General features: G+C 60.9%; 8 protein-coding genes. 4 read left to right on the top strand and 4 right to left on the bottom strand.

Going from position 1 to position 16,484, the window contains the following annotated elements:
• Nucleotides 1-72: 72 nt before the first annotated feature.
• The 3 genes from FG381_RS05650 to FG381_RS05640 are packed head-to-tail and all read left to right on the top strand — an operon-like array spanning nt 73 to nt 9,263.
• Nucleotides 73-3,666, top strand: coding sequence for an exodeoxyribonuclease V subunit gamma (locus FG381_RS05650; RefSeq protein ID WP_139687922.1), 3,594 nt, complete (start codon nt 73-75; stop codon nt 3,664-3,666).
• 18 nt (nt 3,667-3,684) lie between these two features.
• Nucleotides 3,685-7,122: a UvrD-helicase domain-containing protein gene (locus FG381_RS05645; protein ID WP_139687921.1), complete on the top strand. Its 3,438-nt coding sequence runs from the start codon at nt 3,685-3,687 to the stop codon at nt 7,120-7,122.
• Nucleotides 7,122-9,263, top strand: a complete 2,142-nt coding sequence (locus FG381_RS05640; protein ID WP_193222508.1) for an AAA family ATPase — start codon at nt 7,122-7,124, stop codon at nt 9,261-9,263. Before FG381_RS05645 ends, FG381_RS05640 begins: the two co-directional genes overlap by 1 nt.
• Before the next feature lie 86 nt (nt 9,264-9,349).
• Here FG381_RS05640 and FG381_RS05635 read toward each other — a convergent pair whose 3' ends face one another.
• Both FG381_RS05635 and FG381_RS05630 read right to left on the bottom strand, forming a co-directional pair.
• A complete protein-coding gene (locus FG381_RS05635; RefSeq protein WP_139687919.1) occupies nt 9,350-10,135 on the bottom strand; it encodes a peptidylprolyl isomerase in 786 nt (261 codons plus the stop codon).
• Between the two features lie 82 nt (nt 10,136-10,217).
• On the bottom strand, nt 10,218-12,170 hold the full coding sequence (locus FG381_RS05630) for a PhoH family protein (protein ID WP_174857856.1): 1,953 nt from the start codon (nt 12,168-12,170) through the stop codon (nt 10,218-10,220).
• A 346-nt stretch (nt 12,171-12,516) separates the two neighbouring features.
• On the opposite strand from FG381_RS05630, the gene FG381_RS05625 reads away from it, so the two are divergent.
• A complete protein-coding gene (locus FG381_RS05625; RefSeq protein ID WP_139687918.1) occupies nt 12,517-13,479 on the top strand; it encodes a metallophosphoesterase in 963 nt (320 codons plus the stop codon).
• A 146-nt stretch (nt 13,480-13,625) separates the two neighbouring features.
• Here FG381_RS05625 and FG381_RS05620 read toward each other — a convergent pair whose 3' ends face one another.
• A complete protein-coding gene (locus tag FG381_RS05620) occupies nt 13,626-15,188 on the bottom strand; it encodes an ABC transporter substrate-binding protein (protein ID WP_139689144.1) in 1,563 nt (520 codons plus the stop codon).
• A gap of 56 nt (nt 15,189-15,244) precedes the next feature.
• Complete coding sequence (locus FG381_RS05615) at nt 15,245-16,444, bottom strand: M20 metallopeptidase family protein (protein WP_139687917.1); 1,200 nt, start codon at nt 16,442-16,444, stop codon at nt 15,245-15,247.
• Nucleotides 16,445-16,484: the final 40 nt, after the last annotated feature.

Below are 16,484 nucleotides of genomic sequence, written 5' to 3'. Positions count from 1 at the left end.
TGCTTCGGCGGGAACCTCAAAAAGAGGATCGCCGAAGGCGGAACGCTTCCCTTCCTTGTCACCCAAACTCCCATGATTCATACGCTTTACAGCAACAGCTACGAAGTCCTTCGTGCGGTGCTCCTCAACAACATCGAACGGCTTCGCTTTCGCCCCGAAGCTTCGGAACTCGGTGCGGATGCGCTCTTTGAAGGCGTCTTCGACCGCGTGCCCGTCATCATTCCTTCGAAGGCCGTGGAAACGGATCTGACGCGCGCCATCGCCCGCGAGGAGCAGATCTGCGCATCAATGCAGTTCATGTTCCTCTCGCAGTGGCTCGGGTTCTTTTCGAAGGAGCCGCTCGCCAATGTGGTCGGCAACGAAGCGGACTGGATGGTCTGGGAGATTCTCAGAAAAACGGGACCAGGAAGCTTCCGGGAGGAAATGAAGGCGCGGACGGTGCGGCTTGAGGACTGCCTGAGAGGACGAACGGAAGAGGAAGTCTTTTCGCTCGCGCAGCGCGTCTGTTCCGTCTTCGTCTCCTACGCAAGCTACCGACTCGATTGGGTGCTCGAGTGGCTGGGACTCCACCAGGAACAGCTCATCCTCACAGAAGAAATGCAGGACGAACGAAGGAGGATGGAAGCGGACCCCGACTTTGTCTGGCAGCGCGCGCTCTGGCAGCGGCTTGCCGACAATCCCAACTGGCGCGGGAGGCGTTTTCTCGAGACGCTTCCCGAGACGCTTGAGTCCCTCGCCGGGGCGCCCAGGGATCTGCGGGAGCTTGATCTCGGGCACGGCCGGACGGTGCCGCTCCCAAATGCGCTGCACGTCTTCATGCCCTTTGTCGTGCCGCCGCTGATGCTTCCGGTTCTGAAGGCGTTCGCGCATTCCGGGCGCGATGTCTGGCTCTATCTCCTCAATCCCTCTTCCGAATACTGGTTCGACCTTGTTCCCAAGAGGCTCTTCAACTGGAAGGAAAAAGGCGACGGGCACCGTGAGATCGGGCATCCGATTCTCGCCGACAACGGCAGAAGCGTGCGCGCCAACATCGACCGCCTCTGGCGCTTTACTGAGGAAGACATCCGCGAAACCCTGCTTTCGGGGCCTTCAGAAAGCGCTCATGCAGATGATTCCGTAATGGAGCCGAGAGAGCGGAGGATGCTTAGCGCCCGGGACATTCTGCGCGACTACCAGCTGAGTCCGAAGAACATTACGGTCGACATGAAGGTGGATGCCGAGAGCATTTACCTGGAAGCCAATGAACCCACGCTTCTGAGGCGCATTCAGGATTCCATTCTGAAGCTCGACCCCAATCTCTCGCAGTTTGAAGAAAAAGCGGTGAGGGAAGAGGATGAGTCGCTGCGCTTCGTCTGCGCGCCCACGGCCGTACGCGAGCTCGAGGGGCTTGCCGACTGGCTCCAGGCGCAGTTCAAGAAGCGAAATAACCTCCGGCCCGAAGACGTGCTCGTTGCGACGCCGGATATCTCGGCTTCGGCACCCTTGATCGACCAGGTCTTCGGGAGCCTTCCGGCTGGACGGCGAATCGAATACCGCATTACGGGCGCGCTCATGGCGAGCGAGGACGCGCCGCTCGAAGCGCTCTCAGGACTTGCCAATCTGCTGACGGGCCGCATGAAGCGCGGGGATTTTCTCGCGTGGCTTTCGCTCCCCCTCATTTCGAGGCGCTTCGGCTTTGAAGCGGACGATCTGGAGACGCTCTCCGCGTGGCTCTCGAGCGCAGGCTACGAATTCGGGCTCTCCGACGGCCATCTTCTCTCGCTCGACGAGGAAACCTTCCGGCACGTGAGGGAATCGACGCTTTCGCGGGCGTTGGAGCGCCTCGCGCTCGGCGCCATGCTCCCCGGAGGCGTGAGAAAGCCCTTCCTCGACGTGCTGCCCCGCGAGGGCGTGGAAGCAAGGGGCTGGAGCACGGCGGCTGAAAGACCTGAGCTCCTCAATGCCCTTTCCACCATCTATGCGGCGCTCGAAAAGCTCCGGCGCGAAGCGGAAGGCGCTGACGCCGGCGACTCAGCAGAAAAAGACGCAAGCGTCGAAAAGGGACCAAGACGCTGGATGCGGTGGATTTCCGAGGCGCTCGAATATTTCTTCCCGCGCGAAACGCCGCAGGAAAACTGGCAGTCGCTGCGTGCGGGCGCGGAGTCGCTCGCCGCTGAAATCGAGGCTGCGGCGGACCCCGATGAAGGGGCTCCGGAAGTTCCCTTCCGGCTCTTCATGTCGGCCCTGAGGGACCGGCTCGCCGGCGCACAGCCGGGCGGACGCCCGGGGAGCGGCGTTACCTTTACCGGCATGCAGCAGCTTCGCGGCCTTCCCTACAAGGTGATCGTCATCTTCGGGTTGAATGAAGATTCAAGCTTCCCGGGGTCGTCGCACGCCGAGGAATTTGATCTGATGGCGCGCTTCCCCCGGAGAGGTGACCGCGACAGCCGGCACGACAACCGGAACATCTTCCTGGACCTCCTGCTTGCCGCGCGCGAAACCTTCCTCATTTCCTATGCCGGCGGCGTGAGCGAAACAGAAAAGAAGGAACCCTCCATCGTCGCGCAGGAGCTTCGCGAATGGATTCTTTCCTTTGCGGAAAACCGCGAGGAGCGTCGTCAATGGGCTGCAATGCTCACGAGAACGCTCGCCCTCACGGGCTTTTCGCCCAATGCCTTCCGGGCCCAGCAGGGCGACTGGCGCTCGACCGACGCGGATCTTCTGACGGCGCTCCGGGATGCCGCAAAGGAAAGCTGGTCAAGGAAGGAATTCCCCTTCGAGGATGCGGCAAGGACGCTCCCGGAAGCAGGCGACCAGGTTCCCTTCACGACGCTCTGGAAGTTCTGGCGGGATCCGGCCGACTCTGTTCTGAAGGCAAACGGCATCCGGATCGATGACGAAAAAGAGGACGAAGAGGTGCCGGTGGTGCCGTCGACCGGGGACTTAAGCTTCTGGAAGCGCATCGACGAAGCGCTCCGGGCGTTCTTTGCGGGCGAAAGCGAGGACGATGTCCGAAGACGCTGGGATCTCAATCCTGAGCTCGGCGCCCGGGGCGTGCGCGAATGGGCGCTCGAAGAGGACCTCGCGATTGCGGCTGCGCTCTTCGACTGCTTTGATCGCGCCATGAAGAATACGACCGGGGTCGATCCCATGATGATTTCTGCCGATCTTCCGGGGCTTACCTGGAAGATTTCCATGCAGACATCAGACCTGAGAAAACGCGGGGAAACGGGCGATCTTCTTTTTGTGCCCGTTTCGGCCTCTTCCAAAACGGGGAGCCGCGGTCAGAGAGCCGCCTGGGAATTCCTCGTCATGCGCGCGGCCGGGCTCGATGTCAACGGTTGCCTGGTATCTCGCGAAAAAAAAGAGAAGGAGGGATATGTGCCGGAAATCACCGCGTTCGCCCCGATTCCGGGGGATGCAGCGGCGCGGATTCTCGCGGTGCTCGGACGCCTCTGGGAGGCGTCCCTTTCCGGGAATACGACGGTGGCGAGAGCGCCCTTCGAGGGGGCCGGGAAAGGTGCGGGCGATGAAAGCCACGCCAATCTCATTGCTTTCCGCGGGAAGGAACTTGCCAAAGCGGAAGAACGACTCAAAAAAGCCGCGGATCTGCTCGAGAAACTTTACGCCAGGGTCGAGAGCGACGAACTCGTGCATGAGTTTGAAGCGCTCATCGATGTGCATTGAGATCGGGGGAAAATAAAAATGACAACGGAAAAGAAAGAGAAGAACCCGGGATTTGACGTTGCATCGGCGCCTTTGCTCGTGCCGACGCTGCTAGAGGCGTCGGCCGGCACCGGGAAGACCTTTTCGATCAAGCATCTGGTGCTTCGCTTCATCGTTGAAGCCGGAATCCCGATCAACCATCTCCTCGTGATGACCTTCACGCGTGCGGCAACGGCGGAACTGAAGGCCCGCATTGAGTCGCACCTCACGGAAGCGCTCGGCCTCCTTACCGGAACGATTGCGCCCGCGGATGCCGACGCGCTCACGGTGAAGCAGATCGGTCTCTGGCGCGGCATGGGAATGGATGATGCGGATGCGGAGGACCGCATCCGCGAGTCGCTCGCGCTCTTTGACAATGCCGGCATCTTCACGATTCACGGCTTCTGCCAGAAGGTGATTGAAGATAACGCCTTTTCGTCGGGCGGCACCATCAACTTTGATCTTGCCCAATCGGACGACAAATTCCGCTCCGACGCTGTGCGGGATTTCCTTCGGAGATCTTTGGACAGCATGCCTGAGGAAGAGGACCGCCGGGAACTCGTCGATGGCAAGGACTGGGACAAAAAGCTCGGGGAACTCGCCGACTACCCCGAGTCCCTCGTTCCCCGTCGATGGACGGATTTCGACAATCTCTCGCCTTCTGTTCAGGCGGCAGTGAGCGCCTTCATGACGGAGGTGCCCGGGCGTCTCATTGACATGAAGAAGAACGCTGGGGTGAAGACCTTCAACGACCTCCTGCGCGAACTCTACGACCGTCTGCTCCCGGGGGCGGATGCTCCCGAGGAGGTTTGCCGGCAGGCCGATCGCCTTGCCCGGCGCGTGAGAAGCACCTATCGGGGCGTTCTCATCGACGAATTCCAGGATACGGATCCGATTCAGTACGCCATTGTCGAGAAGCTTTTCCTCTCGGTCTATGACGAAAACGCCTCACCCGACATTCAGGCTGAGCGCGAGGGCCGCGCCATCTTCTTCGTGGGCGACCCGAAGCAGGCGATCTATCGTTTCCGTTCGGCGGACCTCAATACCTATCTCCGCGCGAGAAAGCGCATTGCCGAAATCGGCCGCACGGAAGCGCTCATGACGAATTACCGCTCGTCGCCGAAGCTCGTTGCTGCCTTCAATGCCTTCTGGATGACGGCGCCGACGGGGCTTCCCTTCCTGAGGGAGGGTCTCGCTTATCAGACGGTCGATAGTTCTCCCTCGAAAACCGGTCTCTGGGTGCGGGAGGGAGACGGCTGGAAGGAACCCCTGCCGCTTGAAATCTGGACAGATGCGGGTGGAAGTCTTTGCGAGAATGCGGATGACGTCAAAGCGTCTTCAATGGCAGCGCTCGGACTTTCGATTGCCAAATTAATTGACGCGGGCGCGAGGGGCGAAGCCGTTCTTGCCGCGGAGGCCGGGGAAACGCCGATCGAGGGACTTGATCTTTCGCCCTGGGGCGGCCCCTCGTCCGTGCGCGGGGTTGAGGCCCGGGATATTGCCGTCCTTGTGCGCGCCAACAGCGATGCGCTCCTTGTGAAGGATGCGCTTGGCAAACGCGGCATCCGCGTACGCTATCAGCTGAGGGAAAGCGTGGCCGCAACCGAAGAAGCGGCTGAGATGATTCTGATCCTTCGCGCTTTTGCTGCGCCTGGGGACCTGCACGCGATGAATGCGGCAAGAGCAACGCGCCTGATCGGCGATACGCTCAAAACGCTGGAGAACGATGAAGAGGATGAAGCGCGGCGCGTGGAATTGAGAAGAGTCCTAGAGGAAGGCGCCCGCCGCTGGCCTTCGAGCGGACCGGCGCCTGCCGTTCGCCGGCTGATGGCGCTCTGCAGGACCAGCGAAAGGCTTTTGCCCTGCGTTGAGGGCGAGCGCAGGCTCGTCAACTATGCGCATCTCCTTGAACTCCTTCATGCCGCGCACCGTACGGTGCCGACGCCTGGCGGCCTCGCCGAGTGGCTTGAGAACCAGAAAACGAGCGGAGACTCCGCGGAAGATCAGAAGGTAAGGCTCGAGAGCGACGCCAATTTGGTCACCCTTCAGACCATTCATTCGAGCAAGGGGCTTCAGTATCCGATCGTCTATCTGCCTTTTGCGCAGAAGAGATTCACGAACTGCAGCCAGTCCTCCGTGCACCTGGTGCCCGACGACGAGGGGCGTCTGAATCTTCTTCTGAGCCACGTGCCGAGCAGCGCCGATGAGCGTGAAAAAAGCGAAGCAATCGAAGAGGACGTGCGTCTCGCGTACGTGGCCATGACGCGTGCAGCCAAGCACCTGGTCGTCATGCTTCCTCAGGCGTCGATGAGCAAAAAGTCGCCCGATTCTTGGGCCGCCTTCACTTACAAGAATCCTTACTTTGCTGCGCTCTGCGGAGGGGAGGATAAGAAGACCCTGACGGCCGCTGCAGCTTCGAAGCTTCTTCAGAGGCTGCAGAACACCGGCACGGTCGACCTTCGCGATTTTTCGCGCCTTGCGGAAGCCGGAAAAACCGACGGCTTTCAGGTGCAGTCGGAAGCGAAGCCGTCCGACTTTGATGCGGAGAAGGCGCGCGACGTCCGCGGAGGCTGGAGGACGTCGAGCTTCACCGGCATTTCCCGCATGGCCGAGGATGACGGCTCGGGCTTTTCCGTCTGGTACGGCGAAGCCGAAAAGGTGCCGACAGCCGGAGACATTCTCTCGTTCCCCAAGGGCGCGCAGGCGGGTACGTGTCTCCATGAAATGCTCGAACTTGCGGATTTTGCCGGGATGGCGCTTGATTCGGAGGCGGCCCGCACCGCAAGACTGGAGCTTTGCGGACGGGAAGTCGAAAAGCATCTTTCCTTTGCTGACGACGCGGCCCGGGAACTCGCCGCAGAGGGTGCGGCGCAGATGATTTACGACATTCTCAATGCGGAAATTGCGCCGGGATTATTTCTGAAGAATGTTCCGAAGCGCGCAAGAAGCGCGGAGCTTGAATTTCTGATTCCGATACCGAAGGGGCTCACGGCAGAGCGGCTCGCGGACGAGCTTCGAAAGCTCAACCCCGACAAGTACGACTTCGGCGACCTCCGTCCCGAGTCGCTCGAAGGGTTCCTCACGGGCTTCATCGACCTTGCCTTCATGCATGACGGGCGCTTTTACGTCCTCGACTGGAAGAGCAACAAGATTTCGTCCGAGGCCGAAGGGTATGAGGAAAAAGCAATGGATGAGGAAATGCGCCGTCATCTCTATCGACTGCAGTACCTCATCTATCTTGTGGCATTGAGAAGATTTTTGCAGACCCGCCTCGGGGAGCACTTCCGAGACGACATGATCGGGGGCGCCATTTATGTGTTTCTGCGCGGCGTGCGCGCGGATGCAACGACTCCGGATCACCCGCAGGGCATTGTTTTCGATCCCGTGAGCCCCGCCGTCATCAGGCGGCTTGACCAACTTTTTGCCGGAGAATGCTGATGGCCGGAGTTTTTGAAAATTCGCTCCCTCTGGGAGGCCTTCCGGGCCTTGGAGATGCGCTTCTCCGTGCGGTTGAAAGAAATCTGGAGGCGCAGGGTGAAAGTCTTCCCGCGGAGGCTCAACCCGCCGTGCGGGCGCTCATGAATGCCTTTTCGCGAGCCGAGGAGCGCGGGAATGTCTGCGTTCGGGCGGATAGTGCAGCGCTTTTCTGGAAGCCTCCCTCTGACGGCGCGGATGAGGCAGGCGATAAGGGCGATGAAAAGCGGCTCGAAGGCTTCCTTGAAGGCGTGAAATGCCTCAGGAACCTCGGGCTCGTCATGGGGCTCGAGCCCTTCATTGAGGAAGCAAAGCTCGATCTTCGACGCAAGGGCGAAGGCGCCTTTGCGCCTCTTCTGCTCGACGACAAGACCGGAAGCGCGGCTGAGACGCGTCTATATTTCGCGCGCTTTGCGCTCGAGGAATTGATGCTCGCGCAGGCGCTTCTGCGGCTCGCAGGCAAGAAGACGTCTCATGGCGCAGAAGCTCCGGCATCGTCCGTCGTTTCGGCAGCCGTCGGCCGGATCGCAGCGGCTTCGGGCGCCGACAGCCTTCAGAAGAAGGCGATTGAAGTGGCGGTTACCGAGTCGCTTGCCATCATTTCGGGCGGCCCTGGAACGGGGAAGACCACGACCGTTGCGCAGATTCTGGAGTGCCTCCTCGAGGAAAAGCCTGACCTTAGAATTGCGCTCGCGGCGCCGACAGGAAAGGCCACAAGCCGCATGGATCAGTCGATGCGGATGAGCGTCGGCCGCGGGTTCCTGCCGAAGCTTTCCGAGGTCCTCGCGAAGGATGAGGCGCGCCCCGAGGGCGAGCGCCAGGTGAAGGGCCGCACCATTCACAAGTGGCTCCTGTCGCCCACGCCTGCGGGCGGGTTCCCGGGATTCGGAAATCCGCTCCCGGTCGACGTGATCGTGGTCGACGAAGCCTCCATGGTGGACATCCACCTTGCCGCCCGGCTTTTCGACGCTGTGGGCGACAGGACCCGCGTGATCATTCTGGGCGACAAGCATCAGCTCGCCGCCGTGGGACCGGGCGCCGTCTTTGCGGAACTTTCCGATCCGAAGTGCGTCCTCGGCGGCCACGTGGTCGAGCTCGAAAAGAGCCGGCGCTTTGAAAAAGGTACGGTGATCGCAAGGCTCGCCGAAGCCATCAACCATCAGGGCGAAGCTGCGCATCTCCCTGAAGCGGCAGTCTTTGAGCGTGTGCTCGCTGCTTTTTCCGGCATTGAGGACGAGAAAAGCGGCTACCAGGCGCTTCTCCATGAGGAGATGCCGGCGGCAGCCGACAAGGCCGAGCGCGAGGTCTTCAACCGCACGGGGTTGACGCGGGCCGCGCGCGAGTGGCTCGACCGGGAGCTCGGAGGCTACGCCGGGGCGCTTCTCAACTATCGCGATGCCTGGATGCGGGGTGCCCCGGAAGCGGAGCTTCTCGGCCTCATGAAGACCCTCTGGGCGAGGCTCTCCGAATTCCGGGCGCTTGCCGCTCAGCGCCGGGGCGCGATGAGCGTGACGGCGATCAACAACTATGCCGACGAGATGATGAGAAGACTTTGGCCGCAGGCGGACGGCGCAGGCGCCGGGGAAAATTATCCCGGGCGCGTTGTGATCGTTCGCAGAAACGATGACGGCCTCGGGGTCTACAACGGCGACGTCGGCATCGTGCTCCCGCAGCGGGCAGAAGTGCATGCCGAAGAGAGCGGGAGAACGGAAGCCGCAGACCCGTCCGAGCCCGGGGAGAATAACCTTGATCAGACCGTGATTGAGCGCATCGACCGCACGGGCGGGCGGATTCTCTACACCGTCTATTTCGGCGACCAGGAGCGGACGCTTCCAGCGCAGCTCCTTCCCTCCCACGACACGGCCTGGGCCATGACGATTCACCAGTCCCAGGGTTCGGAATTCGAGCGCGTGGCGGTATTCCTCCCCGAGCGTCCGGACTCGGGGCTCGCCACCCGGGAACTCCTCTATACGGGCGTCACCCGCACGAAGCGGAAGGTCGATGTCTTCTCGAGCCGCAAGGTGCTCGCCGAGGCCGTGCGGCGGCCGACCGTGCGCGACGGCAATCTCGGGCGCAGGCTTGCGCTCGGGCTTCTGGAAGATTGAGGCCTTTCAGATTGCTTCCCGCAAAAAGAAGAAAGGAGTCATTCGGATCTTCCGGATGACTCCTTCGCTTTGAGGCGCAGAGCGAATTAATTCACCTTGGCCTTCTTCACGAGCTCGGCGAAGTGGTTCTTGGCCTTCAGTTCGGAGAGCTGATCCTTGAGGCTCTGCTTCTGGGATTCCCAGGTCGGGAAGTTCTCAGCCTTTCGCTTCGCGTCAAGCTTCACGATGTGGTAGCCGTACTGGTTGAGAATCGGCGCCTGAGCAACCGAACCCGCGGAGAGAACCTTGAAGGCGTTGCCGAAGGCCTGATCAACATTGCTCGGGACGAGCCAGCCGACGAGACCGCCCTGATCGCGCGACTGCGGGTCGATCGAATACTGCTTGGCGAGATTCTCGAACTTTTCGCCCTTGTTGATGCGCTCGATCAGCTTCGTCGCCTCGTCCTGGGTCTTCACGAGAATGTGGCGAACCTGATATTCCGTGTCGCCGTATGCGGCACGAGCCTTGTCGTAGGCCGCGCGCGCTTCCTTGTCGGAAACGGGGTTCTTCTTCGCGTATTCGGAAACAAGGAGCTGGACCTTCAGCTGCTTTCCGGCGCGGTCGATCGCCGTGCGGTATTCCTTCGTACGCTCGATGCGCGCCTTGGCGGCTTCCTGCAGGAGCACCGTTTCCTCGGTGATCGCGCGGCGGACCTGGTCCTCGAGCTGAGGACCGGCCTTGGCGCCCGCCTTGACGGCGTTGTTGTAGACCTCTTCCTGTCTCTGAACGGAAACCTTTTCGCCGTTGACCGTCATGACCTTGAATTCGGCCTGGGCAGCGGCAACAAAGCCGAGGGAGAGTACCGCTCCGGTTAAGAGTGTGCGCTTGAACATGTTTTCTGCCATTTTTGGTGTTGAAAATGATGCCGCCCTGAGGCCATAGCAGTCTGATCGGGCGGCAGTGATGGAATTGATTTTAGAGCGCTTCGGCCGCGAACTCCGCAAGCCTCGAGCGCTCGCCCCGGGTGAGCGTGATCGTGGCGGCGTGCTGCCAGCCCTGGAAGCGTTCGACCACGTAGGTGAGGCCGGAGCTTCCTTCCGTGAGGTAGGGCGTATCGATCTGAGCGATGTTGCCGAGACAGACGATCTTTGTTCCCGGGCCCGCACGGGTGATGAGGGTCTTCATCTGCTTGGGCGAGAGGTTCTGCGCCTCGTCGATGATGACGAACTTCTGCAGGAACGTGCGCCCGCGCATAAAGCTCATCGACTTCACGCGGATGCGGCTCCGGATGAGGTCCATCGTCGCCTGGCGTCCCCATTCCCCGCCCGTGTCGGAGGAGTGAAGGACTTCGAGGTTGTCTTCGAGCGCGCCCATCCAGGGGGCCATCTTTTCCTCTTCCGTGCCGGGGAGGAACCCGATGTCTTCGCCCACGCTCACTGTTGCGCGGGTCATGATGATTTCGCTGAAGCGCCTTTCGTCAATCGTCTGCGTGAGCGCGGCGGCAAGCGTCATGAGGGTTTTGCCCGTGCCGGCCTGACCGAGAATCGTGACGAAGTCGATCTCCGGATCCATGAGGAGATTGATCGCCATGTTCTGCTCGCGGTTTCTCGCGTGGATGCCCCAGACGCGCGTGCGGCTCTTCGCGCGGTAGTCCTTCATCAGGCGGAAGGTGACTTTGTTGCCCTGGACCTGAGTGACGAGACCCATGAAGTTTTCGTCGCCGTCAATCCAGATGCATTCGTTCACGATGAAGCGCGAGGGGTCGTCCGCCTCAAACTCGTAGAAGGTGGAGCCGTGATCCTGCCAGGAGCGAAGCGTCGGCGAAACCTTGTCCCAGAATCCGGGTTCGAGCATGAGCTTCCCGGAATAGAGCATGTCGGTGTCGTCGAGCACCTTGTCGGAGAGGTAGTCCTCTGCCGGAATCCCGAGGGTGGTCGCCTTGATGCGCATGTTGATGTCCTTCGACACCAGCACGACGGCGCGCTCGGGGAAGGCTTTGCGCACGCCTTCGACGGTTGCGAGAATCCGGTTGTCGCCCTTCGAAAGGTCGAGTTCTCCGGGGAGGTCCTCGTGAAGGGGCTTCGTTTCGAACCAGAGGCGGCCCTTCGCTTCGGCGTTGCCGAGAAGCGCGAGCGGAACCCCGGCATCGATTTTGCCGTCGTTCGCTTCAATCAGGGCGTCGAGCGTGCGGCTCACCGAACGGGCGTTCCGCGCGACGTCGGTAAGGCCCTTCTTGTGGTTGTCGAGCTCCTCGAGCGTCGTCATCGGAAGGAAGACGTCGTGCTCGGCAAAGCGGAAGAGCGAGAGCGGGTCGTGCATGAGCACGTTGGTGTCGAGAACAAAGAGCCTCGGCTCACCGTCGGCCACGCGCGCGCGGCCCTTTCTTCCCTGAAGCGACCCCTGAACGCCGGGGGACGAAGAGCGGCCGCCCGCAAAGGCGGCGGCATCCTTCTGCGTGCGGGAGGGCTTTCCCTTCGCCTTCGCTTTTGCTTTCGAGGCCTGGGCGGAGAGCGTCTTCGATGAGGTTTCCTCCGTCGGCCGGGATTTCTTCTCCGCTTCGACGGCGGTCTGCGGCTGGGTGCGCTTCACGGCTTCGGCCTTGCGGGCCGTCTTCGTCTCCGCAGCGCCCGGCGAGGCTTCCTGCTTCGTTTTCTTTGCGGACTTCTTTTCGGTAGCAGGCTTCGGCGCTGCCGCTGCTTCAGCCGGAGCCGGTGCGGGAGCCGGCTGGGCGGAAACGCGCTTGCGGGTCCGCCGCGACGGCTTTTTGGATTGTTCGGTCTCAGGCTTCACGGCGGATTTCTGCTCGTCGGCGAGAAGTGCGACAACATTCTTCACTTTGGGAAGCGTCCGTTCGGACTGAGGCTTGGCGGGAGCGCCATAGTCCTCAAGAATGTCTGCGGGTCGTGAAGGAGCTTTGGGAAGCGGCATGTGTATTTGTCTCAATAGTAGGAAAGGGACCGGAGGTCTTCGAATTCACATGAATCTGAAAGCCAAAAGTCCTTCGGACATTCTATCGGGAGGGATTCGGTCTTTCGGGCGCTCTGCCGCGGGACTTCGTGAGCGGATGTACGGGGGGCTTCGAAGGGAAATGGAGTGGGCATGCCTTTCAAGGCGCCCCCAAGCGTCATGCAAAGTTCATGAATCCTTGATTGAACCGTCACGGGCAGATTTGAGAATTCAGGGCGTCGGATGAAGGCGATGAGGCGCTTCAAATTAAAGCGCGATCGCAAGGCAATCCGGCACTGAATTCCAAAAATGTGGAGAACCCCAGAAAATGAAGCGTCGCTTGTTCCTCCAGACCGCTGCCGGTCTCTTTGCTGCTCCTGCCGTCATCCGTTCGGCCTCTGCCGCCACGCCTGCCGAAGCGCAGATCACGCTCCCGCCCGCAAAGGACCTGATTTCCTCCTTCGGCTGGATTACGGACGTGCACTACTGCACGAGCCCCACGCGCACGATTCCGAAGGAAGATTCGATCCGCGTCTATGCGCATTCGATGGCAAAGATGCGCCAGGCGATTGATCTCTTCAATACCCGCAAACTCGATTTCGTCATTGAATTGGGCGACTTCAAGGACTGCCTCGACAACGGCGACCGCCCGGGCACGATCGCGTTCCTGCAGACGGTTGAAAGCGAATTCCGCCGCGCCAATGCGCCGCGCTACCACGTCTGCGGCAACCATGACTTCGACAAGATCACGCTCGGCGACTTCCTCGACAACACCGAAAATGCGGGCGATGCCGTCGGCCGCACCTACTACTCCTTCGTGAAGGGCGGCATCAAGTACATCGTGCTCGACGCCTGCTACAACAATGCCGAAGGCGAACACTACAGCCAGGGCAAATTCAACTGGGCCGTCGCCGTGGTGCCGAAGGTCGAGATGGATTGGTTCAGAAAGGAACTCTCTGAAGGGAAGGAACCCGTGATCGTGATGACGCACCAGCTCGTCAACACCTGGGATGCTAAGTCGCAGAAGATCCCCGACGCCTTCTTCATCCGCAACTCGGCTGAAGTGGTCGAGGCGATGGAAAAGAGCGGCCGCGTTTTGGCCTACATTTGCGGCCACTTCCACAAGGGCGCCTATTCCGAGAGAAACGGCATTCACTACATCGTGAACCAGGGCCTCGTTGAAAGGCCGCTTCCGCACAATGTGTGCGGCATGGCTCACGTCGACAAGAATCTCAACGTCTACGTCGAGGGCGTCTACAACGAACGCTCGCACGTCTGCAAGAAGGCGTAATGCCTGCCTGATGGCGGCTTCCCTCGAACCAGGCGTCTGACGGAAGCGTCGAAGCGGAAAAACAAAAAGGCCGCCTGGGGAAAGCGCGTTCTTTGAGAACGATGCTTCCCCAGGCGGCCTTTTGTTATGAGCAGAAGCCCCTCAAATCATTCCTTCCATTCGGCATTGATGAAGTCGATGCCGGTATCGGGACGAAGCGTGAAGTTGACGAGCCTCGCGTCGGCGCCCGCCGTGCCGACCTCATAGACGAGGTAGGCCCAGGGAGCGTCGTTCCAGACCATCTTCTGCGCTTCCTCGTAAAGCTTCGAGCGCGCTGCGTCGTCGGGGGTCGCCACCGCCTTGTCGAGAAGTTCATCGAGCTTCGGATTCGAGTAGTAGGACGTATTCATGAATTTGGGCGGCGCCTGACGGGAGTCAAGGAGCGGCCTCAGCACCCAGTCGGGGTCCATGCTCGCATCCGCCCAGCCGACGTAGTAGAGGCGAAGTCCGGATTCAGCCGGGTTCTTGACGCCGTAGACAACGGAAGCTCGGACGCCCGGTTCAAGCATTCTCGTGCGGGTCTTGATGCCGACCTGCGCGAGCTGCTGCTGAATGAACTGGATGACCTTTGAGGACGTCGTGTTGGCATAGGCCGACCAGAGGTCCGTCGTAAAGCCGTCGGGGTAGCCCGCTTCCTTCAGGAGCTCGCGCGCCTTCTTGGGATCATAGGGCCAGGGGCCGAGCTTGACGGCGCCCGGAATTTCTTTCGGATAGAGGGTTTCCGTCGGGACCGCGTAGCCTGCGAAAGCAACCTTGGCGAGCGCCTGCTTGTTGATGGCGTAGTTGATCGCCTGGCGCACGCGCACGTCGTTGAAGGGCTTCACGGTCGTATTGATCGAGAGGTAGCGCTGCATGATCGAGGGCACGGTCTCGATGCGGAACTTGGGATCATTCTTGAAGGAGGCGATCTGTTCATTCGGCATCGGGAAGGCGTACTGCGCTTCGCCCGTATGAAGCATCGCGGCGCGGGTGCTGTTCTCAATCACCGGGAGCCACGTAATGCCGTCGAGCTTCGGGAGCCCCTTCAGGCGGTAGTCAGGGTTCTTCTTCACGACGAGCTTTTCGCTCGGATTGAAGAATTCGAGCTTGTAGGGGCCCGTGCCGCAGGCGTTGAAGGCAGTGATCTTCTTTCCTTCAACTCCCTTCGCGTCCTTGATGAGGCTCGGGCACATCATCTGCGTGCTCGACATGGCAAGGCGCCGCGGGAAGGTGGCGAGCGGGCCTTTCAGCGTGAAGCGGACGGTGTAGGGGTCGACCACCTCGACCTTGTCGATGAACTTGTAGACCTGGTAGCGCGAGAGGTGATTGTCGGGATTAAGGAGCCGGTCGAAATTCATCTTGACCGCGTCGGCCGTGAATTCCGTGCCGTCATGGAATTTGACGCCCTTCTTCAGAGTAATGGTGAAGACCTTCGCATCCGGCGTCACCGTGTAGCTTTCAGCCAGTTCGGGAACAAGCTGCATTTTGGAATCGAAGGAAAAGAGTCCTTCATACATCGACTTCGCCGCAAGGCGGGTGAGGATGTCGGGCGCGTCGTAGGGGTCGAGGGTCGAGAAGGTGGCCGAGACCGCGACGGTGATTTCCTTGGCGGAGGAAGCTGCGGGAAGCGCGGCGAGGAGCGCGGCGGAAGCGGCCGCCGCAAGGGCAAAGCCCCTGAAGTGTTTTTTCATCATGACAAGAATGACAAGAGAATCGGATTCAAATGGGAATGGGGGCGGCTTCAGAGCTAGCGGGCGAGTTCCTCGAGACGCGTTCTCGCGATCTCGGAAAGGAACCAGACGGCTTCGGGGAGCACGGCGTCGTTGAAGTCGAACTTCGGGTTGTGAAGCATCGCGTTGTGCGCGTCGTCGGCCATGCCGATGTACATCTGGATGCCGGGGATCCGGTTCACGTATTCGGCGAAGTCTTCGCCCGCCATGGAGAGCGGGACGTCGACCGGGCAGTCGGCGCCGAAAAGCTTTTCAGCAACCGCCTTCGCATGTCTTGCGGGAACGGCTGAATTGATGAGGGGCGGCGTCAGGTTGTCGACGCGGATCTCCCAGCCGAGGCCCTGCGCGAGCGCAATGTGTTCGGTCATGCGGCGCATTTCAGCTTCAATCATGGTGCGCACGCCCGCGTCGAACGTGCGCACAGTGCCTGAAAGCGTGAGGGATTCCGGAATTACGTTGGGAGCATTGATGTTCCCTGCCTGAACGGCGCAGATGGAGAGCACCGCCGGCTGCGTCGGATCGGTCTTTCTAGAAATGATGGTCTGGAGGGACTCCGAGAGGAGTGCCGCCGTCGGAATCGGGTCGAGCGACGTATGGGGGCGCGCCGCATGGGTGCCGCGGCCCTTGAGCGTAATGTAGAAGAAGTCGCAGGACGCCTGCACGGGGCCGGCATGAATGCTGATCTCGCCCTTCGGGAAGGCGGTGGAGCCGTGAGCGCCGTAGATTTCGAGGGGATTGAATTTCTCGAGAACGCCCGATTCAATGACGCGTCTTGCACCGCGGCCGATTTCCTCCGCGGGCTGGAAGATTCCGAGCACGCGGCCGGGGAAGTCGCGCGTGAGGGAGAGGCGCCGCATGGCGCCGAGGAGCCACGTGACGTGGCCGTCGTGACCGCAGGCGTGGTAGCGGTCGGCAACGACGCTCTGCCAGGGGTTCCCCGAGCAGTCCGGCATCGCCAGCGCATCCATGTCGGCGCGAAGCGCAACCGTGGGTCCGGGGCGATTACCTTCAACAAGGGCTATGACGCCGCCCGGCACCATCGAGTCGTCGCAGGTGATGCCCCATTCGCGAAGCTTCGCTGCGATCACGCCGCAGGTGCGGGCGGTATCGAAGCCGAGCTCCGGGTGTTCATGAAGGTCCTGGCGGATCCGGGCGAGTTCGTCGCCCCAGGCAAGGATCGCTTCAGGGATGCGGTCGGCATAGGCAAACTGGGTCAAGATTTCCTCCATTTCTTCAATAGAAATCTAAGGAAATTCA

Origin of the sequence: Sutterella faecalis, assembly GCF_006337085.1 — a bacterium.
Taxonomy (GTDB): Bacteria; Pseudomonadota; Gammaproteobacteria; order Burkholderiales; family Burkholderiaceae_F; genus Sutterella; species Sutterella faecalis.
This window is presented reverse-complemented; position numbering and strand designations above follow the sequence as displayed.